The organism is Micromonospora sp. NPDC005806 (genome assembly GCF_042871425.1).
Classification (GTDB): Bacteria; Actinomycetota; Actinomycetes; order Mycobacteriales; family Micromonosporaceae; genus Micromonospora.
Genome location: NZ_JBIAIL010000029.1, coordinates 25,739 through 50,593 on the forward strand (window position 1 = coordinate 25,739; position 24,855 = coordinate 50,593).

Annotated in this window: 25 protein-coding genes; 7 read left to right on the plus strand and 18 right to left on the minus strand. The window is 73.3% G+C overall.

Annotated elements, in window-relative coordinates:
- Positions 1–515: 515 nt before the first annotated feature.
- The 5 genes from ACFYOS_RS25625 to ACFYOS_RS25645 form a co-directional block, all read right to left on the minus strand.
- Positions 516–1,211: a regulatory protein RecX gene (locus tag ACFYOS_RS25625; protein ID WP_387146561.1), complete on the minus strand. Its 696-nt coding sequence runs from the start codon at positions 1,209–1,211 to the stop codon at positions 516–518.
- 11 nt (positions 1,212–1,222) lie between these two features.
- A complete protein-coding gene (gene recA, locus ACFYOS_RS25630; protein ID WP_302767404.1) occupies positions 1,223–2,269 on the minus strand; it encodes a recombinase RecA in 1,047 nt (348 codons plus the stop codon).
- Between the two features lie 186 nt (positions 2,270–2,455).
- Positions 2,456–2,656, minus strand: coding sequence for a DUF3046 domain-containing protein (locus ACFYOS_RS25635; RefSeq protein ID WP_387146564.1), 201 nt, complete (start codon positions 2,654–2,656; stop codon positions 2,456–2,458).
- Between the two features lie 4 nt (positions 2,657–2,660).
- Complete coding sequence (locus ACFYOS_RS25640) at positions 2,661–3,965, minus strand: MFS transporter (RefSeq protein WP_387146567.1); 1,305 nt, start codon at positions 3,963–3,965, stop codon at positions 2,661–2,663.
- Between the two features lie 67 nt (positions 3,966–4,032).
- Entirely contained in the window at positions 4,033–5,175 is a 1,143-nt protein-coding gene (locus ACFYOS_RS25645) for an acyl-CoA dehydrogenase family protein (protein WP_387146569.1), read from the minus strand.
- Between the two features lie 154 nt (positions 5,176–5,329).
- On the opposite strand from ACFYOS_RS25645, the gene ACFYOS_RS25650 reads away from it, so the two are divergent.
- From ACFYOS_RS25650 to ACFYOS_RS25670, 5 genes are all read left to right on the plus strand, one after another.
- Positions 5,330–6,412 (plus strand): ABC transporter ATP-binding protein, encoded by a 1,083-nt coding sequence (locus tag ACFYOS_RS25650; protein ID WP_387146572.1) that lies wholly within the window; start codon positions 5,330–5,332, stop codon positions 6,410–6,412.
- The gene (locus ACFYOS_RS25655) at positions 6,399–7,598 is read left to right on the plus strand and encodes an ABC transporter substrate-binding protein (RefSeq protein WP_387146575.1); all 1,200 of its coding nucleotides are present in this window, start codon (positions 6,399–6,401) and stop codon (positions 7,596–7,598) included. Before ACFYOS_RS25650 ends, ACFYOS_RS25655 begins: the two co-directional genes overlap by 14 nt.
- Position 7,599: 1 nt before the next feature.
- Positions 7,600–8,514 carry an ABC transporter permease gene (locus ACFYOS_RS25660; protein WP_387146577.1) on the plus strand — a complete coding sequence of 305 codons (915 nt, stop codon included), beginning with the start codon at positions 7,600–7,602 and terminating at the stop codon, positions 8,512–8,514.
- Positions 8,511–9,323: an ABC transporter permease gene (locus ACFYOS_RS25665; RefSeq protein ID WP_387146580.1), complete on the plus strand. Its 813-nt coding sequence runs from the start codon at positions 8,511–8,513 to the stop codon at positions 9,321–9,323. The genes ACFYOS_RS25660 and ACFYOS_RS25665 overlap by 4 nt, the downstream gene beginning before the upstream one ends.
- Before the next feature lie 90 nt (positions 9,324–9,413).
- A complete protein-coding gene (locus tag ACFYOS_RS25670; RefSeq protein WP_387146583.1) occupies positions 9,414–10,067 on the plus strand; it encodes a 4a-hydroxytetrahydrobiopterin dehydratase in 654 nt (217 codons plus the stop codon).
- A gap of 67 nt (positions 10,068–10,134) precedes the next feature.
- Here ACFYOS_RS25670 and ACFYOS_RS25675 read toward each other — a convergent pair whose 3' ends face one another.
- Genes ACFYOS_RS25675 through ACFYOS_RS25685 form a run of 3 tightly spaced genes read right to left on the minus strand, consistent with a single transcriptional unit; the run spans position 10,135 to position 12,396 of the window.
- A complete protein-coding gene (locus ACFYOS_RS25675; RefSeq protein WP_387146586.1) occupies positions 10,135–10,833 on the minus strand; it encodes a UdgX family uracil-DNA binding protein in 699 nt (232 codons plus the stop codon).
- A 45-nt stretch (positions 10,834–10,878) separates the two neighbouring features.
- Positions 10,879–11,001 carry a hypothetical protein gene (locus ACFYOS_RS25680; protein WP_387146589.1) on the minus strand — a complete coding sequence of 41 codons (123 nt, stop codon included), beginning with the start codon at positions 10,999–11,001 and terminating at the stop codon, positions 10,879–10,881.
- A gap of 60 nt (positions 11,002–11,061) precedes the next feature.
- The gene (locus ACFYOS_RS25685; RefSeq protein ID WP_387146592.1) at positions 11,062–12,396 is read right to left on the minus strand and encodes an aminotransferase class I/II-fold pyridoxal phosphate-dependent enzyme; all 1,335 of its coding nucleotides are present in this window, start codon (positions 12,394–12,396) and stop codon (positions 11,062–11,064) included.
- 38 nt (positions 12,397–12,434) lie between these two features.
- On the opposite strand from ACFYOS_RS25685, the gene ACFYOS_RS25690 reads away from it, so the two are divergent.
- Both ACFYOS_RS25690 and leuE read left to right on the plus strand, forming a co-directional pair.
- On the plus strand, positions 12,435–13,682 hold the full coding sequence (locus tag ACFYOS_RS25690) for a bifunctional pyridoxamine 5'-phosphate oxidase family protein/GNAT family N-acetyltransferase (protein ID WP_387146595.1): 1,248 nt from the start codon (positions 12,435–12,437) through the stop codon (positions 13,680–13,682).
- On the plus strand, positions 13,679–14,347 hold the full coding sequence (gene leuE / locus ACFYOS_RS25695; protein WP_387146598.1) for a leucine efflux protein LeuE: 669 nt from the start codon (positions 13,679–13,681) through the stop codon (positions 14,345–14,347). Before ACFYOS_RS25690 ends, leuE begins: the two co-directional genes overlap by 4 nt.
- A gap of 22 nt (positions 14,348–14,369) precedes the next feature.
- Here the strand turns inward: leuE and ACFYOS_RS25700 are convergent, their stop codons facing one another.
- From ACFYOS_RS25700 to ACFYOS_RS25745, 10 genes are all read right to left on the minus strand, one after another.
- Complete coding sequence (locus ACFYOS_RS25700) at positions 14,370–15,290, minus strand: sporulation protein (RefSeq protein WP_387146729.1); 921 nt, start codon at positions 15,288–15,290, stop codon at positions 14,370–14,372.
- A 135-nt stretch (positions 15,291–15,425) separates the two neighbouring features.
- Positions 15,426–16,490 (minus strand): hemolysin family protein, encoded by a 1,065-nt coding sequence (locus tag ACFYOS_RS25705; RefSeq protein WP_387146601.1) that lies wholly within the window; start codon positions 16,488–16,490, stop codon positions 15,426–15,428.
- Positions 16,487–17,842: a hemolysin family protein gene (locus ACFYOS_RS25710; RefSeq protein ID WP_387146604.1), complete on the minus strand. Its 1,356-nt coding sequence runs from the start codon at positions 17,840–17,842 to the stop codon at positions 16,487–16,489. Before ACFYOS_RS25710 ends, ACFYOS_RS25705 begins: the two co-directional genes overlap by 4 nt.
- A gap of 159 nt (positions 17,843–18,001) precedes the next feature.
- Positions 18,002–18,331, minus strand: a complete 330-nt coding sequence (gene mnhG / locus ACFYOS_RS25715) for a monovalent cation/H(+) antiporter subunit G (RefSeq protein WP_387146607.1) — start codon at positions 18,329–18,331, stop codon at positions 18,002–18,004.
- Positions 18,328–18,591: a monovalent cation/H+ antiporter complex subunit F gene (locus ACFYOS_RS25720; RefSeq protein WP_387146610.1), complete on the minus strand. Its 264-nt coding sequence runs from the start codon at positions 18,589–18,591 to the stop codon at positions 18,328–18,330. Before ACFYOS_RS25720 ends, mnhG begins: the two co-directional genes overlap by 4 nt.
- Positions 18,588–19,199 (minus strand): Na+/H+ antiporter subunit E, encoded by a 612-nt coding sequence (locus ACFYOS_RS25725; RefSeq protein ID WP_387146612.1) that lies wholly within the window; start codon positions 19,197–19,199, stop codon positions 18,588–18,590. Before ACFYOS_RS25725 ends, ACFYOS_RS25720 begins: the two co-directional genes overlap by 4 nt.
- The gene (locus ACFYOS_RS25730; protein ID WP_387146615.1) at positions 19,196–20,704 is read right to left on the minus strand and encodes a Na+/H+ antiporter subunit D; all 1,509 of its coding nucleotides are present in this window, start codon (positions 20,702–20,704) and stop codon (positions 19,196–19,198) included. The genes ACFYOS_RS25725 and ACFYOS_RS25730 overlap by 4 nt, the downstream gene beginning before the upstream one ends.
- A gap of 175 nt (positions 20,705–20,879) precedes the next feature.
- The gene (locus ACFYOS_RS25735; protein WP_387146618.1) at positions 20,880–21,362 is read right to left on the minus strand and encodes a Na(+)/H(+) antiporter subunit C; all 483 of its coding nucleotides are present in this window, start codon (positions 21,360–21,362) and stop codon (positions 20,880–20,882) included.
- Positions 21,363–21,476: 114 nt separating this feature from the next.
- On the minus strand, positions 21,477–24,311 hold the full coding sequence (locus ACFYOS_RS25740) for a Na+/H+ antiporter subunit A (RefSeq protein WP_387146621.1): 2,835 nt from the start codon (positions 24,309–24,311) through the stop codon (positions 21,477–21,479).
- Positions 24,312–24,456: 145 nt separating this feature from the next.
- Positions 24,457–24,822, minus strand: a complete 366-nt coding sequence (locus tag ACFYOS_RS25745) for a hypothetical protein (RefSeq protein WP_387146624.1) — start codon at positions 24,820–24,822, stop codon at positions 24,457–24,459.
- Between the last annotated feature and the right edge of the window lie 33 nt (positions 24,823–24,855).

Consider the following 24,855-nt stretch of genomic DNA (forward strand, 5'->3'; position numbering starts at 1 on the left):
GGTAGCTTCCGTCAGCGGTGCCCCCGACGGGGGCATCGCCGACGACCGGTTGCAGTTGTCGGCCGGCTCCGGACCGGGCGTCCGGAGCTGCCGTCAAAGGCCGGTGACGCTGGCCAAAGTGATGCTGTTCTGTTACGAGATCTATGTTGTGCGCTTAGCCTGCGTTGGTCGGGCAAAGTGAGCCTGTATGGCGAGGCTAGGTCGCGAGAGGCCCTCCGGTCAAGAAGTCATGATCAAACCACCCGGACGGAGAGAAGTTGCGGCATCACCCAGCGCTGATCAGATGCCGGACACCGCCGGACAAACTCCGCAGTCCACGCCCCCATCCGTCACCCTCCCACCCTGCTCAGACCCCCTCGCCCCACCCACACACGCCACCCGCGGGCTCGCCCGTCCCGGCGAGCCGACAACTTCCCGGAAAGTGCTGCCTCGGCGCGTCGGGAGGCAGCGCTTTCCGGGAAGTTGTGCGAATGGGCGGGTAGGGCGCGCCCGGTTGCCGGGCCGCGAGGGCAGGGTCAGTCGAGGGGGCGGGGGTCGCGGTCGAGGTCGTTCTCGGCGTCGGCGAGGGCGTCGGCGTCGATGTGCTCGGCGAACTCGGCCGCCTCGGCGCTCTGCGCGGCGAGGGCGTCCTTCACCGCCCGGATCGCCACACCGGGCGGGTAGCCCTTGCGGGCCAGCATGGCGACGAGGCGACGGAACACCGCGTCGGGCTCGCCCCGGGCCGACCGCAGCTTCCGCTCGACCAGGACCCGGGCGGTCTCCGCCTCGGTCTCCTCGTCAAGCTCGCCGAGGGCCTCGCCGGCCACCTCACCGTCGACGCCGCGCTGGCGCAGCTCGTTGGCGAGCGCCCGCCGGGCCAGCCCCCGACCGGCGTGCCGGCTGGTGACCCAGGCCCGGGCGAAGGCGGCGTCGTCGATGATGCCGACCTCGTCGTACCGGTCGAGGACTCCGGCGGCTACCTCCTCGGAGATGCCCCGCTTGGCGAGGGCACCGGCCAGCTCGGCCCGGGTCCGCGGCCGGACCGCGAGCTGCCGCAGGCAGATCTCCCGGGCCACCTCGGCCTCGTCCCGGGGCGGGGCGGGAGTCGCCTCGGGATCGGGCTCTTCGGCGCGGCCCCGGCGGCCCCGGCGGGGCCGCGGCGTGGTGGCGTCACCCGTGCGGGGCGGGCTGGCATCCCAGCCGCGCCCCGTCCGGGCACGTCGTCCTGCCACGGGTCAGCGGATCAGAAGTCGACCGGCGGCAGCTCCGGGCCACCGGCGGCGTCGCCCACGCCGACCCCGACGCCGAGCTTCTCCAGGATCTTCTTCTCGATCTCGGCGGCCACGTCCGGGTTCTCCCGGAGGAACTCGCGGGCCTTCTCCTTGCCCTGGCCGAGCTGGTCGCCGTCGTAGGTGTACCAGGCGCCGGACTTGCGGATGATCGCCTGCTCCACGCCGACGTCGATCAGCGAGCCCTCGCGGGAGATGCCCTTGCCGTACATGATGTCGAACTCGGCCTGCTTGAACGGCGCGGCGACCTTGTTCTTCACGACCTTGACCCGGGTGCGGTTACCGACCACGTCGGTGCCGTCCTTGAGGCTCTCGATGCGGCGCACGTCGAGCCGGACCGAGGCGTAGAACTTCAGCGCCCGACCACCGGTGGTGGTCTCCGGGCTGCCGAACATCACGCCGATCTTCTCGCGAAGCTGGTTGATGAAGATCGCGGTGGTGCCGGTGTTGTTGAGCACACCGGTGATCTTGCGGAGCGCCTGGCTCATCAGCCGCGCCTGCAGACCCACGTGACTGTCGCCCATCTCGCCCTCGATCTCGGCGCGCGGCACCAGGGCCGCGACCGAGTCGATCACGATGATGTCGATCGCGCCGGAGCGGACCAGCATGTCGGCGATCTCCAGCGCCTGCTCGCCGGTGTCCGGCTGGGAGACCAGCAGGGCGTCGGTGTCGACGCCGAGGGCCTTCGCGTACTCCGGGTCGAGCGCGTGCTCGGCGTCGATGAAGGCGGCGATGCCGCCGGCCCGCTGCGCGTTGGCCACCGCGTGCAGGGCGACCGTGGTCTTACCGCTGGACTCGGGACCATAGATCTCGACGACCCGGCCGCGGGGCAGGCCGCCCACGCCGAGCGCCACGTCGAGCGCGATGGAGCTGGTCGGGATGACGGCGGTCTGCACGACCGGCCGTTCCCCCAGCCGCATCACCGAACCCTTGCCGAACTGCTTGTCGATCTGAGCGAGAGCAAGGTCTAGCGCCTTCTCCCGGTCCGGCCCTGCCGCCATCGTTGCCACCCCTGCCTTCGCCGGCGTCTTACCTGAGCTTCGCGTCACGCGGGACACGCTAGGCGCTGGGTCCGACAGAAAACCAGCCGACGGGCCGCGAGCTGTGGACGAGCACCCCGCTGTGGACAATAGCCGAACAGGTGTACGACTCGGCAAGCGACACGCGGAACCGAGAAGAAGGGCTGCTCAGCGAAGCCGCGCGGGCACCCGGTCGGGATACGCGGCGACCACCGCCCGCCACACCACGTGGGTCTCCTCACCCGCCGCGAGGGCCTGCTCGATGGTCCGCCCACCGAGCTGGGACAGCACCTGGTCGCTGGCGATGCTGGCCGCGTAGCCCGGGCCGAACGCCTCCGCCAGCCGCGCCCAGAAGTCGGTCAGCCGCACGTGATCAGTCCTCCTTGTCGGGCGCCCCGGTGGGCACCGGGCGCAACGCTAGCGCCACCAGGGGCACCGTCGCGATCGCCGCGAGCAGGGTGAGCGTGGGATAACCGGCCACCCGCATGACAAACCCGCTGAGCGCCGCGGCGCCCGCGCCGGCCAGCCCCATGGTCAGGTCGGAGAACCCCTGCACGGCCGGCCGGACCGCGGCGGGCACCGACTCCGACAGCAGCGTGGAACCGGCCACCATGGTGCCCGACCAGCCCAGCCCGAGCAGCGTCAGACCGGCGGAGAGTCCCGGCGTGTGGTGTCCGGCCGTGCCGGCGACCGCGCAGGCGGCCAACAGCACCGCGACCCCACCGAGGATCACCGCCCGCCGGCCGAGCCGGTCGGTCAGCCAGCCCACCACCGGCGAGAGCGCGTACATGCCGGCGATGTGCAGGCTCAGCACGATGCCGACCACTCGCAGCACGTCGGCGTCCTGGTGGAACTCGCCGAGCCGGACCGGGGTCATCGACATCACCGCGACCATCACCACGTGGCCCACCGCCACGGCCGCGATGCCGAGGCGGGCGGCGGGCCGCTCGCGTACCACCCGCCAGGCGGCGAGCATCCCGGCGCGTCGGGCGGCGACCTTGACCGGCGCGGCGACCGGCGCGTCGGCCGCCGCCAGGCGGCGCGCGGTGAGCAGCGGGTCGGGTCGCAGCAGGCTCAGCAGGACGACCGCGGCCAGCACGAACGCGGCCGCACTGAACGCGAACGGGCCGGCCAGCGGCGGCAGGCCCCAGCCGTTGGTGGTGTGGTCGGCGAGCGCGGCGAAGTTCGGCGCCGCCACCGCGCCGATGGTGGTGGCCCAGACGATCAGCGAGAGCTGCCGCCCCCGGCGGGCCGGTTCGGCGAGGTCGACGGCGGTGTACCGGGCCTGGAGGTTGGCCGCGGTGCCGCCGCCGAAGAGCAGCATGCCGAGGAAGAGCAGCGGCACCCACCGGGTGACCGCGGCGAGCACCACCAGCACGCCCCCGGCCGCCCCGGCCAGGTACGCCACCGCCAGGCCCGGCCGACGGCCGCGACCGGCCATGATCCGGGTGACCGGGACGGCCAGCAGCGCCGCGCCGACCACGGCGGCGCTCTGCGCGAGGCCGGCCACGGCGGCGGTACCGGCGATCCGTTCGGCGAGCAGCGCGCCCACGGCGACGCCGATGGTGACCCCGATGCCGCCGATGATCTGGGTCACGAAGAGCAGGCGCAGCGTCCGCCGCTGGATCGGCGCGACGTCGGGCCGGGTCAGGGCCGGCGCGGTGAGGTCGATGGCCATGGGCTTCTCCTCGGTAAGGGGCGACCCATCCTTGCGCACCGGACCGGGCCGGCTCCACCCGGCTCTGCTACAGGCCGAGACCCCGGCCGATGATCTCCTTCATGATCTCGGTGGTGCCGCCGTAGATGGTCTGCACCCGGCCGTCCAGCCAGGCCTTCGCCACCGGGTACTCGAGCATGAAGCCGTAGCCGCCGTGCAGCTGGAGGCAGCGGTCGGCGACCTTGTTCTGCAGCTCGGTGGTCCACCACTTGGCCTTCGCCGCGTCGGTCACCGACAGCCGGCCCGCGTTGTACTCGGCGACGCAGTGGTTGACGAAGGTCCGCGCGATGGTGACCTCGGTGTCCAGCTCGGCCAGGAGGAACCGGTTGTGCTGGAACTTCCCGATCGGCCGGCCGAACGCCTCGCGGGAGCGGGCGTAGTCGAGGGTGAGCGCGAGCAGTTTCTCCGCCGCCGCCACCGCGGCGACGGCGATGCTCAGCCGCTCCCGGGGCAGGTTGGCCATCAGGTGGTAGAAGCCGTGGTTCTCGGTGCCGATCAGGTTCTCCGCCGGCACCCGGCAGTCGTCGAAGAACAGCTCGGCGGTGTCGTTGGCCTTCAGCCCCACCTTCGCCAACCGCCGCCCCCGGGTGAAGCCCGGGGTGCCGGTCTCCACCACGACCAGGCTCACCCCGTGCGCGCCCTGGTCCGGCGCGGTCCGCACGACCACCACCACGAGGTCGGCCAGCTCGCCGTTGGTGATGAACGTCTTCTGGCCGTTGAGCACATAGGAGTCGCCGTCGCGCACCGCGGTGGTGCGGATCCCCGCCAGGTCGCTGCCGGCCCCCGGCTCGCTCATCGCGATGGCGGTGACCAGGTCGCCCGAGCAGAAGCCCGGCAGCCAACGCTTGCGCTGGTCGTCGGTGGTCAGCTCGGTCAGGTACGGCGCCACCACGTCGTTGTGCAGGCCGAAACCAAGGCCCGAGCAGCCCGCCGCGATGATCTCCTCGTCGAGCACCGCGTTGAACCGGAAGTCGTGCTGTCCGCCGCCGCCGTGCTCCTCGTCGACATCCATGCCGAGCAGCCCGGCGGCGCCGGCCTTGCGCCACACCTCCCGGTCGACGATCCCGTCGGCCTCCCACCGCGCGTGGTACGGCACGGCCTCCCGGGCCAGGAACTCGCGGCACAGGTCCCGGAACTCTTGGTGAACGGGCTGGTAGAGATGCTGCTCCATGGCGATGAGTGTGCCTGCCCGATCGGTGGTCGGGAAGAGCCGGACGGCCGTCGGGTCTTGACGACGCTATCCGTTGCACCTTTATTCTCACGGCACGATTTCCGTGGACCTTGGTCCGCTGCCGCAACGTTAACCGTAGGACTGAGGAGCGCCCATGTCAGCCGGGCCCGCCACCCCCGCGGTCGCCCTGCGCGGCCTGCGCAAGTCGTTCGGCGCGGTGGAGGCGGTGGCCGGCGTCGATCTGGAGATCGCCGACGGCGAGTTCTTCGCCATGCTCGGGCCATCCGGCTCGGGCAAGACCACCGTGCTCCGCATGATCGCCGGATTCGAGTCGCCGACCGCCGGGACGGTCCTGCTCGGCGGTCGCGACGTCACCCGGTTGGCCCCGTTCGAGCGGGACGTCAACACCGTGTTCCAGGACTACGCGCTGTTCCCGCACCTGACCGTGCGGCAGAACGTCGAGTACGGACTGCGGGTGCGCAAGGTGGGCCGGGCCGAGCGCCGCGCGCGGGCGGACGAGGCGCTGCGCGGCGTACGGCTCGACGGCCTCGCCGACCGGCGACCGGCCGCGCTCTCCGGCGGACAACGCCAGCGGGTCGCCCTCGCCCGCGCCCTGGTCGTCCGGCCGAAGGTGCTCCTGCTCGACGAGCCGCTCGGCGCGCTGGACCTGAAGCTGCGCGAGCAGATGCAGGTCGAGTTGAAGGCGCTGCAGCGGGAGGTCGGCATCACCTTCGTCTTCGTCACCCACGACCAGGAGGAGGCGCTCACCATGAGCGACCGGGTGGCGGTCTTCGACAACGGCCGGATCGCCCAGGTGGGGACGCCCGCCGAGGTCTACGAGCGGCCCGCCTCCCCGTTCGTCGCCGGCTTCGTCGGCACGTCCAACCTGCTCAGTGGCGACGCGGCCCGGGCGGTGCTCGGCCGCGACGGCACCTTCTCGGTCCGGCCGGAGAAGATCCGGCTCGACGGCCCGACCGCCACCGACGAGGAGACGTCGGCCACCGGACGGGTGGCCGAGGTCGTCTACGCCGGGGCGACCACCCGGTTCGTGGTCGACCTCGACGCCGGCGCCCGGCTGGTCGTGACGCAGCAGAACCTGACCACCTCCTCGGCCGACGTGGCGGCGCTGCGCGGTACCCCGGTCCGCCTGGCCTGGCGCACCGAGCATGCCGTGGCCGTACCCGTCCCTGTCGTGCCGACCCCCCTTGCGAAGGAGAGCGCACATGCGTACCGGTAGAACCCTCACCGCGCTCGCCGCGGTCGGCCTGCTCGCCCTGGCCGGCTGCGGCGACGGCGGCACGAACGCCGGCGGCTCCGGCCCCGGCGGCATCAAGCCGCCGAAGATCGACAAGCTCGCGTCGCTGGGCGCGGGCGAGGGACAGGTCAACATCGTCGCCTGGGCCGGGTACGTCGAGGACGGCTCCACCGACCCGAAGGTGGACTGGGTCACCGACTTCGAGAAGCAGACCGGCTGCCAGGTCAACGTCAAGGTCGCCGGCACCTCGGACGAGATGGTGACGCTGATGAAGACCGGCGATTACGACGTGGTCTCCGCCTCGGGGGACGCCTCGCTGCGGCTGATCTACGGCGGCGACGTCGCGCCGGTCAACACCGACCTGGTCAGCAACTACAAGGACGTCTTCGACGGGCTCAAGCTGAAGCAGTGGAACTCGGTGGACGGGGTGGCCTACGGCATCCCGCACGGGCGCGGCGCCAACCTGCTGATGTACCGCACGGACGTGGTCAAGCCGGCCCCGACCTCCTGGGGCGCGGTGTTCGACGCGAACTCGCCGTACCAGGGCAAGATCACCGCGTACGACTCGCCGATCTACCTTGCCGACGCGGCGCTGTACCTGATGAAGCACCAGCCGGAGCTGGGCATCAAGAACCCGTACGCGCTGGACGACAAGCAGTTCACCGCGGCCGTGGACCTGCTGAAGAAGCAGAACGAGACGATCGGCGAGTACTGGTCGGACTACACCAAGGAGGTGCAGGCCTTCAAGACCGGCAACTCCGTGCTGGGCACCACCTGGCAGGTGATCGCCAACCTGGCGCAGGCCGACAAGGCGCCGGTCGAGGCGATCCTGCCCGAGGAGGGGGCGACCGGCTGGTCCGACACCTGGATGATCTCGGCGAAGTCGAAGCACCCGAACTGCGCCTACCGCTGGATGGACCACATCATCTCCCCGAAGGCGAACGCCGCGGTGGCGGAGTGGTTCGGTGAGGCGCCGGCCAACAAGCTCTCCTGCCAGCAGACCGCCGACAAGAACCACTGCACGACGTTCCACGCCGAGGACGAGGCGTACTTCGAGAAGGTCTGGTTCTGGAGCACGCCGGTGGCGCAGTGCCTCGACGGGCGGACCGACGTGAAGTGCAAGGACTATGCGGCCTGGACCCAGGCCTGGACCACGATCAAGGGCTGAGGTGGCCACCTCCACGCTGGACCGGTCCGCGGGCGGCGCCGTCGTCGCCCGCGGGCCGGTCCGCCGACTCTCGGCCTGGCTGCACCGGCATGCCCGGGTCCGCCTCGCCGCCCTGCTCACCGTGCCGCTGTTCTGGCTGGTGGTGGCGTACCTGGGTGCGCTCGCCGTGCTGTTCGTCTCATCGCTGTGGACGATCAACGGCTTCACCGGGGAGGTCGTCCGGCAGCCGACCCTGGACAACTTCCGCACCATCGTCACCGACGAGGTGTACCGGACGGTGGCGCTGCGCAGCGTCGGCGTGGCCGCGGCGGTGACCGCGATCGACACGCTCGTCGCCCTGCCGATGGCGTTCTACATGGCGAAGGTCGCCCGACCCCGCCACCGGCGCTGGCTGGTGGTGGCGATCCTCACCCCGCTGTGGGCCAGCTACCTCGTCAAGGCGTACGCGTGGCGGGTGCTGCTGGCCAACGGCGGGCCGGTGGACTGGCTGTTCGGCGGGCCGGGCAGCGGCCCCGGGTACGGGCTCACCGCCACCGTGCTGGTGCTGGCCTACCTGTGGCTGCCGTACATGATCCTGCCCATCTACGCCGGCCTGGAGCGGCTGCCCGACTCGCTGCTGGAGGCGTCGGCCGACCTGGGCGCCCGGGCGGGGCGGACGTTCCGGAGGGTGGTGCTGCCGGTGGTCGTCCCGTCGGTGATCGCCGGTTCGATCTTCACCTTCTCGCTCTCGCTGGGCGACTACATCACGGTGCAGATCGTCGGCGGCAAGACGCAGCTCATCGGCAACCTCGTCTACGCCAACATCGGCGCGGCCAACAACCTGCCGTTCGCCGCGGCGCTGGCCACCATCCCGGTCCTGATCATGGTCGTCTACCTGGTCGCCGTCCGGCGTTCCGGGGCTCTGGAGGAGTTGTGACACTCTCCCGGTCGGCGCGCTGGCTGCTCCGCGGCGCGATGGCGCTCGGCCTGGCCTTCATCTACCTGCCGCTGGCTATCGTGCTGGTCAACTCCTTCAACGCCGACCGCACCTTCACCTGGCCGCCGCCGGACTGGACCACCGAGTGGTGGGCGCGCGCGTGGGACAACGCGGGCGCGCGGGAGGCGCTGTGGACGTCGGTCAAGGCGGGGCTGGGCGCCACCGCCATCGCGCTGCTGCTCGGCTCGCTGGTGGCCTTCGCCGTGCAGCGGTACCGGTTCTTCGGCCGGGAGACGGTGTCGCTGCTGGTCGTACTGCCGATCGCGCTGCCCGGCATCGTCACCGGCATCGCCCTGGACACCGCCTTCCGCTCGGTGATGGCGCCGCTGGGCATCGGCAAGGGCCTGTTCTCGGTGATCGTCGGCCACGCCACGTTCTGCGTCGTGGTGGTCTACAACAACGTGCTGGCCCGGCTGCGGCGGTCGGGTGGCAACCTCCAGGAGGCGTCGGCCGACCTGGGGGCCGACGGGTGGCAGACCTTCCGGTACGTCACCTTCCCGGTGCTGCGCTCGGCGCTGCTGGCCGGCGCGCTGCTGGCGTTCGGGCTCTCCTTCGACGAGATCATCGTCACCACGTTCACGGCCGGCCCGGGCGTGCAGACCCTGCCGATCTGGATCTTCAGCAACCTGTTCCGGCCGAACCAGGCGCCGGTCATCAACGTGGTGGCCGCCGTGCTCATCGTCGCCTCGGTGGTGCCGATCTACCTCGCCCAGCGGGTGTCGGACACGGCCAGCGGCGGCCGCCTCTGACGGCCCCGGGGCGGGAACCGGCAGACCGTGCCGCAGGGCCCGGCCGCCGCCGCACTGGTCCATCACGCCGGCGTACGCCAGGATGGCGGGATGACCACGCTCACCGGCCGGCAGATCGCCGACGAGCACCTGGACGGGTGGACGTACCTGCTGGGTGGCCTGCAGACCCGGATCGGGACGCCGAACTTCGCCACCGGACTGTCGATCGTGGACGCCATCGGCGCGGAGGCCGAGCGGATGGACCACCATCCCGACCTCGACCTGCGCTACACCCACGTCGACGTCCGGCTCTGGTCGCACGACGCGCGCGGGGTCACCGGTCGTGACGTCCGGCTGGCCCGGGCCATCTCCGCGATCGCCGCCGACGCCGGGGTGACGCTGGCGCACACCGGCGTGTCCCGGCTCGAACTCGCCCTGGACAGCCCGGACTTCGCCGCCGTGCTGCCGTTCTGGCGGGCGGTGCTCGCGACGGAGCACCTCGCCGGACCGGGGTTCGGCGACGAGCTGCGCGACCGGGCCGGCACGCTGCCCACCGTGTGGTTCCAGCAGTCGGGCCGCGAGGAGCCCCGGCAGCGCTGGCACCCGGACGTGTGGGTGGACCCGGCGGAGGTGCGGCCGCGCATCGAGGCCGCGCTGGCGGCCGGCGGCACGCTGGTCAGCGACGAGGCGGCGCCGCACTTCTGGGTGCTCGCCGACGCCGACGGCAACCGGGTCTGCCTCTGCACCTGGCAGGGCCGCGACTGAGCGACGCCGCCGAGGTGTGAGAAGGGAACCCCGCTCCACCGGAGGCGTTGACAGGGCGCCATTCCTTTCACCGCAGGGCGCGGGCGGCCACCTTGAGGTCGGCGACCAGGCCCTCGTACGCGACGTCCTGGTTGTCGGCCCGCAGCACCGCCGACGGGTGGATGGTGGCGAGGAGCCGGGCCTCCGGGGCGTCGGCCACCTTGCCGGCGCTGTCGACCGGCACCCGGGTGAAGTCCTCGGGGCGTTGGGCGGCGGCGGGCCAGGGCATCAGCTCGCCGCGCTGCTTGGTCACCCGGAACGTGGGGCCGAGCAGCGCCTTGGCGGCGGTGGCGCCGAGCACCACCACGATCTCCGGGCGGAGCCGGGCGAACTCGGCGACCAGCCAGGGCCGGCAGGCGGTGATGTGCACCCGGTCCGGCGTCTGGTGGATCCGTCGCTTGCCGCGCAGCTCGAACCTGAAGTGCTTCACGGCATTCGTAATGTAGACCCGATTCGGATCAATTCGGGCATCGTCGACCGCCCGCCGCAGCACCCGGCCGGCCGGACCGACGAACGGCAGACCCTGCTTGTCCTCCATGTCGCCGGGCTGCTCGCCGACGAAGACCACCTGGGCGCTCTCGTCGCCCCGACCGAAGACCGTCTGCGTGGCCTCGCGGTAGAGCTCGCAGCCCTGGCAGCCGACCGCGGCGGCGCGTAGCTGGTCGATGGTGTCCGCCTGCGGCGGGATGAACTCCTGGGCTCCGGGTGCACTCTCGGTCTCGGCCATGCCGACTTTATATACCGGTTTCAGCCTCGACGCCCGGCCCGGGCGTCAGTAACCACCACCGCCACCGCCGCCACCGCGCGAGGCGAGCGCGATCGCGATGATCACCAGGATGATCACCACCACCGCCACGCCGATCCAGAGACCCGTCCGGGATCCGCTCCTAGCCACGGTCATCCACCTCCCGGCCAGGCTTACCCACCCGCGACCTCCCCATGCGGCCGTCGGGGATCAGGCGGTGAAGCCCGCGGGGGCCGGACGGACCGCGCGCGCGACGGCCTCGGCGAGCGGGGCGAGGTCGGCGTCGTCGAGGGAGCTGACCGTGATCCGCACCCCGGGGGCGGCGGCGATCCGGTTCAGCGCACCGGGGGCGACGGACCAGCCGGCGTCGCGCAGGGCGGTGACGGCCAGGGTCTCGTCCGGCACCGGGACCCAGACGTTGATCCCGGTGCGCCCGTGGGCGGCCAGTCCGCGCGCCGCGAGAGCATCGACCAGCCCGTCCCGCCGGCGCTCATAGCTCTCCCCCGCCCGGTGCACCAGGTCGGCGGTGGCCGGGTCGCGCCAGAGCGCCACGACGAGGCGTTGCAGCACGGTGGAGACCCAGCCGGCGCCGACCCGGGCCCGGCCGGCCACCCGGGCCACCGTGGCCTCGTCGCCGGCGAGCACCGCGAGCCGCAGGTCCGGGCCGTAGGGCTTGCTCACCGACCGGACGAAGGCCCACGCCGGGGTCGCCCCGGCAAGCGGGTGCAGGGGTACGCGGGCCAGCTCGGCGGCGTGGTCGTCCTCGATCAGCAGCAGGTCGGCGCGGCCGGCGAGGAGCGTACGCAGCGCGGCCGCGCGCCCGGCGGAGACCGCCGCGCCGGTCGGGTTCTGGGCGCGGCTGGTGACGACCAGGGCGCGCGCCCCGCTGGCCAGGGCAGCCCGGACGCCCGGCTCGGTGGGACCCTCGTCGTCCACCGGCACCCCGATGGCACGCAGTCCGAGCGCGGCGACCAGGTCGAGCAGGTTGGCCCAGCCGGGATCCTCGACGGCGACCGCGTCGCCGGGGCGCAGGTGGGCGGCGAGCAGGCGCTCGATGCCGTCCAGCGCGCCGCCGGTCACCGTGATCTCCTCGGCCGGCACGCCGTCGGCGGCGAGCCGGTCGCGGGCCGCGGCGGCCAGGTCCGGCAGGACCGGGGTGGCCGCGTACCCACCGGGTGGGCCGATCTCGGCGAGCGCGGCCAGGTGCGGGCCGAGCGGCGGCAGCAGCCGGCTGTCGGGCTGGCCGGAGGAGAGGTTGCGGGCGCCGGGCAGCGGCGGCGGCATCAGCGCGGCGCGGCGGGTGGCCACGGGCGGGCGGGGTCGGACCCGGGTGCCGTGCCGTCCGGCGGTGACGACCAGGCCGCGCTGCCGCAGCTCCTGGTACGCCCGGGCGACGGTGGCCGGGCTGACGGCCAGCTCGGCGGCGAGGGCGCGGACGGCCGGCAGGGCGTCGCCCGGGGCGAGCGCGCCGGTACGGATGCCGGTTTCCACGCTCGCCGAAATGGCGGCCGAGGACGACCCGGCGATCTGATAATGTGCTGCCACAGTTCGGAGATTGTACTAGAACAAAGGTGGGATGTCCCATGTACCCCCCGACCGAACGGACCACCGCCACCCGCATGCGGAACCGGATGAGCTACGACGAGGCCGCCGCGCACGCCGTGCTGGACGGGGCGTACCACTGCGCGCTGGCGTTCACCGTGGACGGTGAGCCGCGGGTCCTGCCCACCCTGCATGTCCGCGTCGGCGACACCCTCTACCTGCACGGCTCCACCGGCAGCCGGCCGCTGCTCGCCGCGCGGGGCGATGCCGGGCTGCCGGTCTGCATCACGGTGACCCTGCTCGACGGGCTGGTCTTCGCCCGGTCCCAGTTCAACCACAGCGCCAACTACCGGTCGGTGGTCGTGCACGGCAGCGCCCGCCCGGTGACCGACGAGCAGGAGAAGCTCGACGTACTCACCGCCCTGGTGGAGAAGGTGGCCACCGGGCGCAGCACCGACAGCCGCCCGCCGAGCCGGCGCGAACTGGCGGAGACGGCCGTGCTGGCCCTGCCGCTGCGCGAGGTGTCGGTCCGCGCCCGGGCCGCCGGGGCCAACGACGATCCCGCCGACCTCGACCTGCCGCACTGGGCCGGGGTGGTGCCGCTGCGGCTCACCGCCGGCGTGCCCGAGCCGGCCGCCGGGGTGACCGCGCCGGTGCCGGCGTACCTCCGGCCGGCCCGCTCGCCCTGGCTGGATCCGGTGGTGCTGCGTGGCGAGCACGTCGTACTGGAGCCGCTCGACCTGTCGCACGCCGAGGAGCTGTACGTCGCCCTCGACGACGAGGAGGTGTGGCGGTACGTCGGCAGCCCGCGCCCCGGCAGCGCCGAGGAGATGGCCGGGAACGTGCGCGCCGCGCTGGACGCCCACCAGCGGGGCGTCCGGACACCCTGGGTGCAGCGGTGCGCGGTGACCGGGGCGGTGGTCGGCACCACCTCCTACTACCAGCCCGACCCCGAACTGGGCGCGGTGGAGATCGGCTACACCCAGCTCGGCAAGCCGTGGTGGCGTACCGGGATCAACACCGAGGCGAAGCTGCTGCTGCTCACCCGGGCCTTCGCAGAGCTGGACGCGATCCGGGTCACCTGGCAGACCAGCACGCTCAACGAGCGGTCGCAGCGGGCCATCGAGCGGCTCGGCGCCACCCGGGAGGGGACGCTGCGGTCCAACCGGCGGCGGGCCGACGGCACCTGGCGGGAGTCGGCGCTCTACTCGATGCTCGCCACGGAGTGGCCAAACGCACAGCTCAAGCTTCGGGAACGGCTTCGCCCGGCGGTACCCGCGGCGTCATGATGTCCGGCGTGCTGGGGATCACCGACATCTGGACGTACGTGCTGGGGACCGTGGCGATCGTGCTGCTCCCCGGGCCGAACTCGCTCTTCGTGCTCTCCACCGCCGGCAAGCGCGGGGTGCGGGTGGGCTACCGGGCCGCCGGCGGCGTGTTCGTCGGCGACTCGGTGCTGATGTTCCTCTCCGCCGCCGGGGTGGCGTCGCTGCTCAAGGCGTACCCGCCGCTCTTCCTGGTGGTCAAGTACGCCGGTGCCGCGTACCTCGGTTATGTGGGGTTGACCATGCTGCGCGGCGCCTGGCGACGCTGGCGCGACCGCAACGACCCGGCCACGCCGCGGCTGATCGACGCGGCGGAGCCGGCGGCGCTGCGCAGCCCGTTCCGGCGGGCGCTGGTGATCAGCCTGCTCAACCCGAAGGCGATCCTCTTCTTCATCTCCTTCTTCATCCAGTTCGTCGACCCCGGGTACGCCTGGCCGGCGCTGTCGTTCCTGCTGCTCGGGCTGATCGCCCAGGTGACCAGCGCGCTCTACCTGACCGCGCTGATCTTCACGGGCACCTTCCTGGCGGCCCAGTTCCACCGCCGCCGGCGGCTGGCCGCCGGCGCCACCACCGGCGTGGCGATCCTCTTCCTCGGCTTCAGCCTCAAGCTCGCCACCGCCTCGGTCTAGTGCGTCGGGCGGCGGCCGGCGCTCAGGTGCCGTCGCCGCCCCCGCCGACGCCGCCACTTCCCGCGGTGCCGCCGAGGCCGTAGCCCGGCGCGACCGGCTCGTCCGGTGGTCGGCTCACGTGGGCGGACTCGCGGATCTTCGCCGACCGGTCGCTGTGCGCGGCCGCGGCGGCGTGCCGGTTGACGGCGTGCCGCAGCCAGCCGTCCACGGTGGCGACCCAGTCCCGCCGCTCGGCCCCGGCGTGCCAGACCCGGAACCGGCTGATGCTCTGGTGAGTGACCCCGGCCAGGGCGAGCCGTCGGTCCACCCAGAGCAGCACCTCCAGCCCGGCCGCGTTGGTCACGAAGATCACCTCCAGCTCGGTGATCGGCCCGGCGTAGAGCGGCGCCACCCAGTAGCCCAGCCGCTCGTGGAACGGCAGGGTCTGCTCCACCCCGGGCAGCCGACCGTGCTGCAGGCCCGCCTGCCGCATCACGAACCCGAGGCTGTCCAGCGCGGCGAGGATGTGCTGCTGGGTGGGGAGCGGGTGGACGAAGACCGGCACCATCGCGCCCTGGTCCAGGTCCGGGTCGACCGACACCTCGGTACGCAGCCCGGTGCGCAGGCTCATCAGCGGCACCCCGCCGAAGATGGTCACCGGGGTCTCCCACGGCAGCGGGAACGCGAACTCGACCTCCCGCCGCCGCCCCGCCGGCACCACGAACCGGCCCGCGATCGGCACCTGGTGGTACTGCACCAACCGCCGGGGCGCGTCCGGGTCCTCCAGCTCCAGCTGGGCGACCAGCCCGAGCCGGATGTGCCGGACCACGACGTCGGAGCCGCCGGCGGTAACCGTCACCCGGCCGGGCAGGCGCAGCCCCGGGCGGGTGCTCGGGTTGGGCAGGGTGGTGGTCACCGCGAGCCCGGTCCAGACCGACTCCGGCGACACCCCGGTCAGCCGCACCGCGCGCACCCCCCGTCTCCACCGACCCCGGTGGCATTCCCGCTCGCCGGCCGGGCACGCCTGTCCGGGATCGGGCGCGGAGACGGGCCGGCCGCCGGGTCGCGGGGACCCGGCGGCCGGACCGAGGGACCGGGGTCAGCGCATCCGGCGGCCCCGGGGCACCGAGTCGGTCTCGTCGTCGAACTCGCCGATGACCTCCTCCAGCAGGTCCTCCAGGGCAACGAAGCCGACCGGCCGGGTCGGGCCGCCGCCGTTGCGGACCAGCGCCAACTGGGCCTGCTGGCCGCGCATCGCCGCGACCGCCTCGGTGACCGAGGCCTCACCGGGCAGGGTGAACGCCGGGGTCATCAGCTCGCCCGCGGTCGCCGGCCGGCCGGTGGTGACCGCCCGGACCGCCTCACGCACGTGGACCAGGCCGCAGACCTCGCCGCCGACGTCCAGCACGGCCAGCCGGGAGCGGCCGCTGTCCCGCGAGACGTGCTCGATCCGCTCGGCGGTGTCGTCCCGCCGGACCGTGACGATCCGGTCGAACGGCTCCATCACCTGCGCCACCCTGGTGCCCTGCAGCTCCAGCATGCTGGTCAGCAACTGGTGCTGCTCGGCGCCGAGCAGCCCGTGCTCACGGGACTGCTCCAGCAGGATGCGCAGCTCGTCCGGGCCGTGCACCTGGGCGAGCTGGTCCTGCTGGCGCACCCCGATCAGCCGCAGCACCGCGTTGGCCAGCGCGTTCAGCGCCGAGAGCACCGGGCGGGACACCCGGGCGAAGGCCCGGAACGGCAGCGCCAGCAACGTCGCCGAGCGCTCCGCGTCGGTGATCGCCCAGGACTTCGGGGCCATCTCGCCGACCACCAGGTGCAGGAAGGTCACCAGGGCCAGGGCGAAGAGCAGCCCCACCAGGTGGCTGACCGCCTCCGGCAGCCCGACGGCGTGCAGCAGCGGGCTGAGCAGGTGCTCGATCGCCGGCTCGGCGAGGGCACCGAGGCCCAGGGTGCACAGGGTGATGCCGAGCTGCGCACCCGCCAGCATCAGGCTCAGCTCACGGACGCCGTCCAGCGCCGCGCGGGCTGCCCGGCCGCCGCCGGTCGCCATCTGCTCGAGGCGGTACCGCTTCGCCGCGACCAGGGCGAACTCGGCGGCCACGAAGAACCCGTTGAGCGCCAGCAGCACCACGGAGGAGAACAGCGCGAACCCGGGGCTCATGCCGCCTCCTCCCCGCGCTCGACCGCGGTCCTCCGCAGCCGGACGGAGTCGGCCACGTGCCGGTCCACGGCCAGCACCTCGACCAGGGCGCGCGGCTCGACGTCGGGCTCCTCGCCGTCAACGCTGAGGGCGATCTCCAGCCGGTCGCCCACCTCGGGCACCCGACCCAGCTCCCGCATGACCAGCCCGGAGAGCGTGTCGTACTCGGGTGCCTCGGGCAGGGCGATGCCGGTGCTGTCGGCGACCTCGTCGATCCGCCAGCGGGCCGGCACCACCCAGGAGCCGTCCTCCTGCCGGGCCGGGGCCCGCTCCGGCGGGTCGTCCTCGTCGCGGATCGGCCCGACCAGCTCCTCGGCGATGTCCTCCAGCGTGATCACGCCGGCGAAGCCGCCGTACTCGTCGACCACGCAGGCGAGCTGTCGGTGCCCGACCCGCAGCCGGTCCAGCACCGTCGGCAGCGGCAGCGTCTCCGGCACCAGCAGCGGGGGTACGGCCACCGTGTCCACCCGGGTGGTGGCCCGCTCGGCCGGCGGCACCCCGAGCACGTCGGCGATGCCGACCACGCCCACCAGGTCGTCGACGCCCTCGGCGCCGCGCACGGGGAACCGGGAGTGGCCGGTGTCGAGCAGCTCGACGACCCGGCTGACCGGCTCGTCGGCCCGTACGGTGTGCACGTCGACCCGGGGGACCATGGCCTCCCCGGCGGTCAGCTCACGGAAATCGAGGCCCCGGTCGAGCAGGTCCGACATCGCGGCGTCGAGGTGCCCCTCCTCCCGGGACTCGGCGATGATCTGTTCCAGGTCCTCCGGGGTCGCCCCGCTGGGCAGCTCCTCGATCGGCTCGATGCCGACCCGGCGGAGCAGCCGCACGGCGGCCCGGTCGAAGAGGGTGACCAGCGGGCCGGCGATTCGCAGGTAGAGCAGGGTGGACCGGGCCAGCGCCCGGGCCAGTGGCTCGGGGCGGGCGATGGCGAGGTTCTTCGGAGCCAGCTCACCGAGGACCATCTGCACCACGGTGGCGATGATCAGGGCGAGCGCCACCGACAGCGGCAGCGCGACCGAGGTGGAGACCCCGGCGAGGCCGAACAGGTCGGCCAGCCCGGCGCCCAGGTAGGGCTCGGCGACGTAACCGACCAGCAGGGCGGTCACGGTGATGCCGAGCTGGGCGCCGGAGAGCATGAACGACAGGCGCCCGGTCACCTCCAGGGCCCGGGCGGCGGCCTGGTCGCCGCCGTCGGCGAGCTGCTTGAGCTTGCCCCGGTCCACGGCGACGTAGCCGAACTCCTGCGCCACGAAGTAACCGGTGGCGGCGGTGAGCACGATGATGAGGGCAAGTCCGACGAGGATCAGCACGGGAGGCTCAGGGCTCCCGGGGCCGTCGGGGCGAGATGCCGGGCACGACCCGGCTGGCTACTGCTGCCCTCCTGGGCAGAGGAGTCGATCATGCGACCATTTTATCGGTGGCGGCTGGGCGTTCGCTGAGGGTGCCGGGAAGCCTCCCCGTCGTCCGGTTCACCGCCCGGCCAGGTCGTCGGCGTCCAGCAGCTTCCGGTCGACCCGCCCCGACCGGTAGGCGGCCCGCCCGATCAGCTGCGCGGCGACCGGAGCGGTGGCCAGTTGAAAGACCGCGACCAGCGCGATCATGCCCAGGTCCGCGGGCGTACGCAGCCGCAGCGCCAGGCCGGCGAGGAGCAGCAGCACGCCGAGCACCTGCGGCTTGGTGGCGGCGTGCATCCGGCCGAGCACGTCCGGGAAGCGCAGCACCCCGATCCCGGCGGCCAGGGTGAGCAGCGCCCCGGCCAGCAGGCAGGCCGCACCCAGCCAGTCGGCGACCGCCGTCACGCCTCCTCCCGGACGGCGAAGCGGACCAGCGACACCGAGCCGACGAAGCCGAGCAGGGAGAGCACCACCAGCACGGGCAGCGTGGTGGCGTGCCGGGTCACCGCCGCCTCCGCGCCGACCGCGCCGAGCATGGTGGCGAGCAGCAGGTCGGCGGCGACGATCCGGTCCAGCAGCGACGGCCCCCGGTAGATCCGGGCCAGGGCGAGCAGCGCGGTGACCGAGAGCAGCCCGGTCAGCGCGACGGCGAGAAGCGTGGTCACGGGTGGGTCCTCCTGTCGTCGGGTTCGGTGCGCAGCCGGCGTACCTCCTCGGGGGAGCCGACGGCGCGGACGATGCGCCGCTCGACGGCGAGGATGCGCTCCCGGCTGCCGGTCAGGTCCTCCGGGCCGCGTACGTCGAGGACGTGCACGTAGAGAAGGCCGTGGTCGCGGTCCACCTCGACGATCAGGGTGCCCGGGACCAGGGAGATGACCTCGGCGGTGAGGGCGAGGTTGAGGTCGGTGCGGACCCGCAGCGGGACCGCGATGATCGCGCCGCGCGGCCGGCAGCGGGGGCGGACCGCGATGGCGGCGACGTGCACGCTGGCACTGACCAGCTCACCGACGAAGGTGACCGCCAGCAACAGCAGCGCGCCGGGGCGGATCCGGCCGCCGAAGGTGACCGGCGGGAGCGGGAAGAACAGCAGCACGGCCGCGCCGACGACGATCCCGCCGAGCAGGTTGCCCCAGGAGAAATCCCCCCAGAGCAGCAGCCAGATCGCGACCAGCCAGCCGAGCGCGATCGCCTGGTCCCGGCGCCGCCCGCCCCGTCCGACGGATGGTGTCGGCGGCGGCGACTCCGGCGGTCCGGCCGGCCGGTCGTCGGTCACCGCACGCCCGCCGGCAGCACGGCCCGCACGTACGGGGTGCGTTGGCGCAGGTCGGTGGCCGCGTCCGCGGTGATCCGGAACAGCGGCCCGGCGGCCAGGGTGAGCGCCACGCCGAGGGCCACCAGGGCGGCGGTGGCGCCGACCATCAGCCCGGGCAGCCGGACCGTCGGGCCGGAGCTGGCCAGCCGGGGCGCCCGCCAGAACGCGATGTTCCACACCCGGGAGGCGGCGTAGAGGGTGAGCAGGCTGGTCAGCGTGCCGGCGGCGACCAGCACGCCGGGCAGCACCCCGCCCGCCGCCACGCCAGCCTGGAGCAGGCCCAGCTTGCCGAGAAAGCCGGAGAACGGGGGGATGCCGGCCAGGTTCATCGCCGGGACGAAGAAGAGCACGGCGAGCAGCGGGGCGAGCCGGGCCAGCCCGCCGAGCCGACGCAGGTCGGTGCTGCCCGCCCGCTCCTCGATCAAGCCGGCGACCAGGAAGAGGGTGGTCTGGATGGTGATGTGGTGCACCACGTAGAAGATCGCCCCGGTGAGGCCGGCGACGGTGCTCAACGCCACTCCGTAGATCATGTAGCCGATGTGGCTGACCAGGGTGAAGGAGAAGAGCCGCTTCATGTCGGACTGGGCGACCGCACCCAGGATGCCGACCACCATGGTCAGCCCGGCCACCACCATGAGCAGGCCGGCGACCTGGCCGCCGGGGAAGAGCAGGGTCTCGGTGCGGATGATCGCGTACACGCCGACCTTGGTGAGCAGGCCGGCGAAGACCGCGGTGACCGGAGCCGGCGCGGTCGGGTAGCTGTCCGGCAACCAGGCGGAGACCGGGAAGACCGCCGCCTTGATACCGAAGGCGAGCAGCAGCATCAGCTGCAACACCAGGCGTACGCCGTCCGGCAGGTCGTCCAGCCGCCCGGCGAGCTGGGCCATGTTGAGGGTGCCGGTGGCCGCGTACACCAGGCCCACCGCGGCCAGGAAGATCATCGAGGAGCTGATGCTGACCACCACGTACGTCGAGCCGGTCCGGATCCGCACCTCGGTGCCGCCGAGGGTGATCAGCACGAAACTCGCGGCCAGCAGGATCTCGAAGCCGACGAAGAGGTTGAACAGGTCCCCGGCGAGGAAGGCGTTGGTCACGCCGGCGGTGAGCACGAGGTACGTGGGGTGGTAGATGCTCACCGGCGCGCTCTCGCCGGTCTCCCCCCGGCCTTGCCCGATCGAGTAGAGCAGCACGCAGAGCGTCACCGCGGCGGAGACCACCAGCATCAGCGCGGCCAACTGGTCGGCGACCAGCACGATGCCGACCGGCGGCGGCCAGCCGCCCACCCGGACCACCACCGGCCCGTGCCGGTACGCCTCGACCAGCAGCACCACCGCGACCAGCAGCGTGGTGGAGAGGCCGACCACGCTGACGGTCCGCTGGATCCGGGGCCGGCCGGTCAGCATCAGGGTGAGCGCGGCGCCGAGCAGCGGCACCACCACCGGCAACGGCACCAGGGCCGGGGTCACCGGGCCAGCTCCGTTCGCGACCGCGGGGCTCGCCGGACCGGCTCACTCCTCGCGCTCACCGCGGCCACCTTCGTTCGCGACTGCGGGGCTCGCCGGACCGGCTCACTCCTCGCGCTCACCGCGGCCACCTTCGTTCGCGACTGCGGGGCTCGCAGGACCGGCTCACTCCTCGCGCTCACCGTTGCTCCCCGCGCCGGCGCAGCCGGCGCAGCGCCGGCTCCGGATCCACCTGCTCCGGGTCGAGGTCCGGCCCCTCGCCGCCGAGGTCCGCGGCGGACACCTCGTTCCGCTCGGCCAGCCGGACGATCTGCCGGTCCTCCAGGTCGTCCTGCACCTCGTCGTCGCCGGTGAGGTACCAGCTCCGGTAGGCGACCGCGAGCAGGAACGCGGTCAGCCCGAACGTGATCACCACGGCGGTCAGCACCATGGCCTGCGGCAGGGCGTCGCTCATCTCCCCGGTCGGCGCGGTGCCGACCACCGGCGCGAATCCGGACCGGCCGCCGAGCAGGATCAGCAGGTTCACCCCGTTGCCGAGCAGGATGACGCCGAGCAGGATCCGGGTCAGGCTGCGTTCCAGCACCAGCGTGACGCCGGCGGCGACGAGCACCCCGACGGCGATCACCAGGACCAGGGTCGGCCCCGTAGCGCCCCGCGTCATCGCGCCACCCCTGTTCGCGACCGCGGGGCTCGCAAAACCGGCTCACTCCTCGCACTCACGTCGCCACCTCAGTTCGCGACTGCGGGGCTCGCAAAACCGGCTCACTCCTCGCACTCACGTCCGGTCCCCCTCGCGCTCGACGACGAGGCCGCGGGCCGGCTCGCCGGCCGCCTCCACGTGCCGGTCCACCTCGGCGCCGAGGCTGCGCAGGATGTCCAGCACCAGCCCGACCACGATCAGGTACACACCGATGTCGAAGAAGAGCGACGTGACCAGGTAGTAGTGGCCGATCAGCGGCAGCCAGAGGTCCACCTTCACGCTCTGCAGCACGTCACCGGTGAACAGCAGCCCGAGCACGCCGCTGCCGACGGCGACGGCCAGTCCCGCGCCGAGCACCGTCCCCGCCCCGACCGGGGCGGCTTCGGCCAGTTCGTACCGGCCGCCGGCGAGGTAGCGGACGGTCAGCGCGAGGCTGGCGACCAGCCCGCCGGAGAAGCCGCCGCCCGGGGCGTTGTGCCCGGAGAAGAGCAGGAACAGGGAGAAGAGCAGCACGGTGTGGAAGATCAGCCGGGTGACCACCTCAAAGACGATCGAGCGGCGGCGGGCCGGCAGCGTTGCCCCGCCGCGCAGCCACACCGTCCGCCGGTCCCGCCGGGGGCCGGACGGCCGGGGTCGGCGGGGCCGGGGCCCGGTGCGGGATCGCTCGAAGATCAGGCTGGCCACCCCGGTCGCGGTCACCACCAGCACCGCGATCTCCCCCATCGTGTCCCAGGCCCGGATGTCCACCAGAGTCACGTCGATCACGTTGCGGCCGTAGCCCTGGACGACCGCGAGGTCGGGGAAGGCCAGCGAGATCGACGGGGCACGCCGGGCGCCCACCGCGGCCAGGGCGAGGCCGGCCATCACCAGTCCGGCCGCGACCCCGATCCCCCGGCGCACCCAGCGGCTGCGGCGCAGCGGGCGGGCCGAGAAGCGGTCCGGCAGCCGGCGCAGCACCAGCACGAAGACCGCGATGGTGGCGGTCTCCACCAGGAACTGGGTGAGCGCCAGGTCGGGCGCACCGTAGAGGACGAACATCATGGCGGTGCCGTAGCCGGTGACCCCGACCAGCAGCATCGCGGTGAGCCGCCGCCGCGCGCCGACCGCGAGCAGCGCGGCCACCGCGATCACCACGCAGACCACGAGCTGGACCGGGCTGTCCCAGACCGCGATCTCGTTGCGCCACGGTCGGGTGGCCAGCATGGCCGTGCCGGGCACCAGCACCAGGGCGAGCAGGATCGTGCCCAGGTACTGCGGCAGGGAACCGCGCTGGGTGGCGCCGGTGACCTCGATGGCGACCCGGTCGAACCGGTGGGTGATCCACTCGTACCCCTGGTTGCCGCCGACCGGGAAACGCAGCCGGGCCAGCGCGGGCGTGAGCGGGCCGCGGACCAGGTGCAGCAGCACGCCGCCGCCGATGGCGACGGCGGAGAGGCCCAGCGCCGCGGTCGGTCCGTGCCAGAGCGCCAGGTGCTCTTCGACCGGGCCGAAGAGCTCGGCGTACGGGCGAAGCAGGCCGCCCAGCCAGCCGGCGGCCGGGCCGGCGGCGAACCCGGCCAGGGCGAGCAGGCCGACAGGTACGAGCATCGCGGCCGGCGGCCGCTCGATTTCGGTGACCGGGATGCCGGGCCGGGCGGCGAAGGCCCCCCAGTAGAAGCGGATGCTGTAGGCGACGGTGAGCGCGGTGCCGGCCACCAGGACCGCGAGCACCAGCGGCCGGTCGGCGAAGGCGGCGAGGACCGCCTCCTTGGCGACGAAGCCGAGCAGCGGCGGCAGCCCGGCCATCGAGGCGGCGGCCAGCGCGGCGAGCCCGGCGAGGACCGGTGCGGCCCGCCCCACCCCGGACAGTTCGCGCACGTCCCGGCTGCCGGCGCTGTGGTCGAGGATGCCGACGACGAGGAAGAGCGCCGCCTTGAACAGCGCGTGCGCCAGCAGCACGGCGACGCCCGCGAGGGCCGCCTGCGGGGTGCCCAGGCCGAGCACCACGGTGAGCAGGCCGAGCTGGCTCACCGTCCCGTACGCCAGCAGCAGCTTCAGGTCCGTCTGCCGCAGCGCCGCCCAGCCCCCGGCGACCAGCGTGACCAGCCCGGCGACCGCGGTGACGGCCCGCCACGGGCCGGCCGGGGCGAGCGCCGGGCCGAGCAGCCCGATCAGGAAGACGCCGGCCTTCACCATCGCCGCCGCGTGCAGGTACGCGCTGACCGGGGTGGGTGCCGCCATCGCCACCGGCAGCCAGGAGCTGAACGGGAACACCGCCGACTTGGCGAGCGCCCCGGTGAGGATGAGCAGCACCGCCACCACGAGGTACCCGCCGCCGGGCGGCGGCCCGGCGGTGATCAGCGACCAGCGGTAGCCGCCGGCGTGGTGGCCGAGCAGCAGGAAGCCGACCAACATGGCCAGCCCGCCCAGGGTGGTGACGGTGAGCGCCTGGGCGGCGGCCCACCGGCTGGACCGCCGTTCGGTGCTGTGCCCGATCAGCAGGTAGGAGAAGACCGTGGTCAGCTCCCAGAAGACGTAGAGCAGCAGCAGGTCGTCGGAGACGACCAGGCCGAGCATCGCCCCGGCGAAGGCGACCATGACGGCCGCGAACCGGGCCAGCCCCGCCGAGCCGGCATGGAAGTAGCGGGCGGAGTAGACCAGCACCAGCGCGCCGACGCCGCCGACCAGCAGCATCATCAGCCAGGACAGGGTGGTGACCCGCAGCGCCACGTCGAGCTGGAGCTGGGCGATCCACGGGTACGTCTCGACCACCGCGCCGCCGTCGCGGACGGCTCCGGTGTGCGCGACGGCCCAGCCGAAGGCGGCGGCCGGGGCGAGGGCGAGCGGGTAGCAGGCGCGCGGACCCCACCAACGGACCAGTGGCGGCGCGAGCAGCGCCGCCACCAGGTGCAGGATCAGCAGGACGAGCACGCGCACTCCAGGTCGAGGTGGCAGCGCCCGCCGGCACGCTGCGGCCACGACCGATCAGACGTCAGATCGCCGCCGCCCGGGCGCTTTTCCGGAAACCCGCCCCGAGCCGGCCCGCTCCAGGGCCCGCGGACCGCGAACGTCGTGGTCAACGAACCCGAGCCGGGCGGGCGGGACGCTCCCGTCGGGTCTCCACCAGCAGGTCGGGGCGGCCGAGCTGGAGCACGGCCTTGTTGACCACCCGCTGCGCCGCGGCGAGGGAGCGCACCGGGAGCAGCTTGCCCCGGCTCTCCCGGCGCAGCACGAAATAGTGCACCGCGGCGCGGACCAGCCCCCGGTCGGCGGCACTGGAGTGGGCGGTGGCGACGACCAGCTCGCGCAGGCAGTGGGCGAGCTCCTCGGCGAGTTGGAGCTCGGGGCCGTGCAGGCCGGTGCGGAGCGCGGCGAGATGGCTGTCGACCTTACGGATGAGCACGTCGGTCCCGGGCCCGGAGCCTCGCCCCTCGACGGTCATCCATGCCCCCCACCCGACGCTGCGCTGCGTTGC

Excerpts from the sequence above, each read along its gene's own strand:
- recA (WP_302767404.1), bottom strand. The coding sequence starts at position 2,269 with ATGGCGGCAGGGCCGGACCGGGAGAAGGCGCTAGACCTTGCTCTCGCT.
- ACFYOS_RS25640 (WP_387146567.1), bottom strand. The coding sequence starts at position 3,965 with ATGGCCATCGACCTCACCGCGCCGGCCCTGACCCGGCCCGACGTCGCG.
- ACFYOS_RS25645 (WP_387146569.1), bottom strand. The coding sequence starts at position 5,175 with ATGGAGCAGCATCTCTACCAGCCCGTTCACCAAGAGTTCCGGGACCTG.
- ACFYOS_RS25650 (WP_387146572.1), top strand. The coding sequence starts at position 5,330 with ATGTCAGCCGGGCCCGCCACCCCCGCGGTCGCCCTGCGCGGCCTGCGC.
- ACFYOS_RS25655 (WP_387146575.1), top strand. The coding sequence starts at position 6,399 with ATGCGTACCGGTAGAACCCTCACCGCGCTCGCCGCGGTCGGCCTGCTC.
- ACFYOS_RS25670 (WP_387146583.1), top strand. The coding sequence starts at position 9,414 with ATGACCACGCTCACCGGCCGGCAGATCGCCGACGAGCACCTGGACGGG.
- ACFYOS_RS25675 (WP_387146586.1), bottom strand. The coding sequence starts at position 10,833 with ATGGCCGAGACCGAGAGTGCACCCGGAGCCCAGGAGTTCATCCCGCCG.
- ACFYOS_RS25690 (WP_387146595.1), top strand. The coding sequence starts at position 12,435 with ATGTACCCCCCGACCGAACGGACCACCGCCACCCGCATGCGGAACCGG.
- leuE (WP_387146598.1), top strand. The coding sequence starts at position 13,679 with ATGATGTCCGGCGTGCTGGGGATCACCGACATCTGGACGTACGTGCTG.
- ACFYOS_RS25705 (WP_387146601.1), bottom strand. The coding sequence starts at position 16,490 with ATGAGCCCCGGGTTCGCGCTGTTCTCCTCCGTGGTGCTGCTGGCGCTC.
- ACFYOS_RS25735 (WP_387146618.1), bottom strand. The coding sequence starts at position 21,362 with ATGACGCGGGGCGCTACGGGGCCGACCCTGGTCCTGGTGATCGCCGTC.
- ACFYOS_RS25745 (WP_387146624.1), bottom strand. The coding sequence starts at position 24,822 with ATGACCGTCGAGGGGCGAGGCTCCGGGCCCGGGACCGACGTGCTCATC.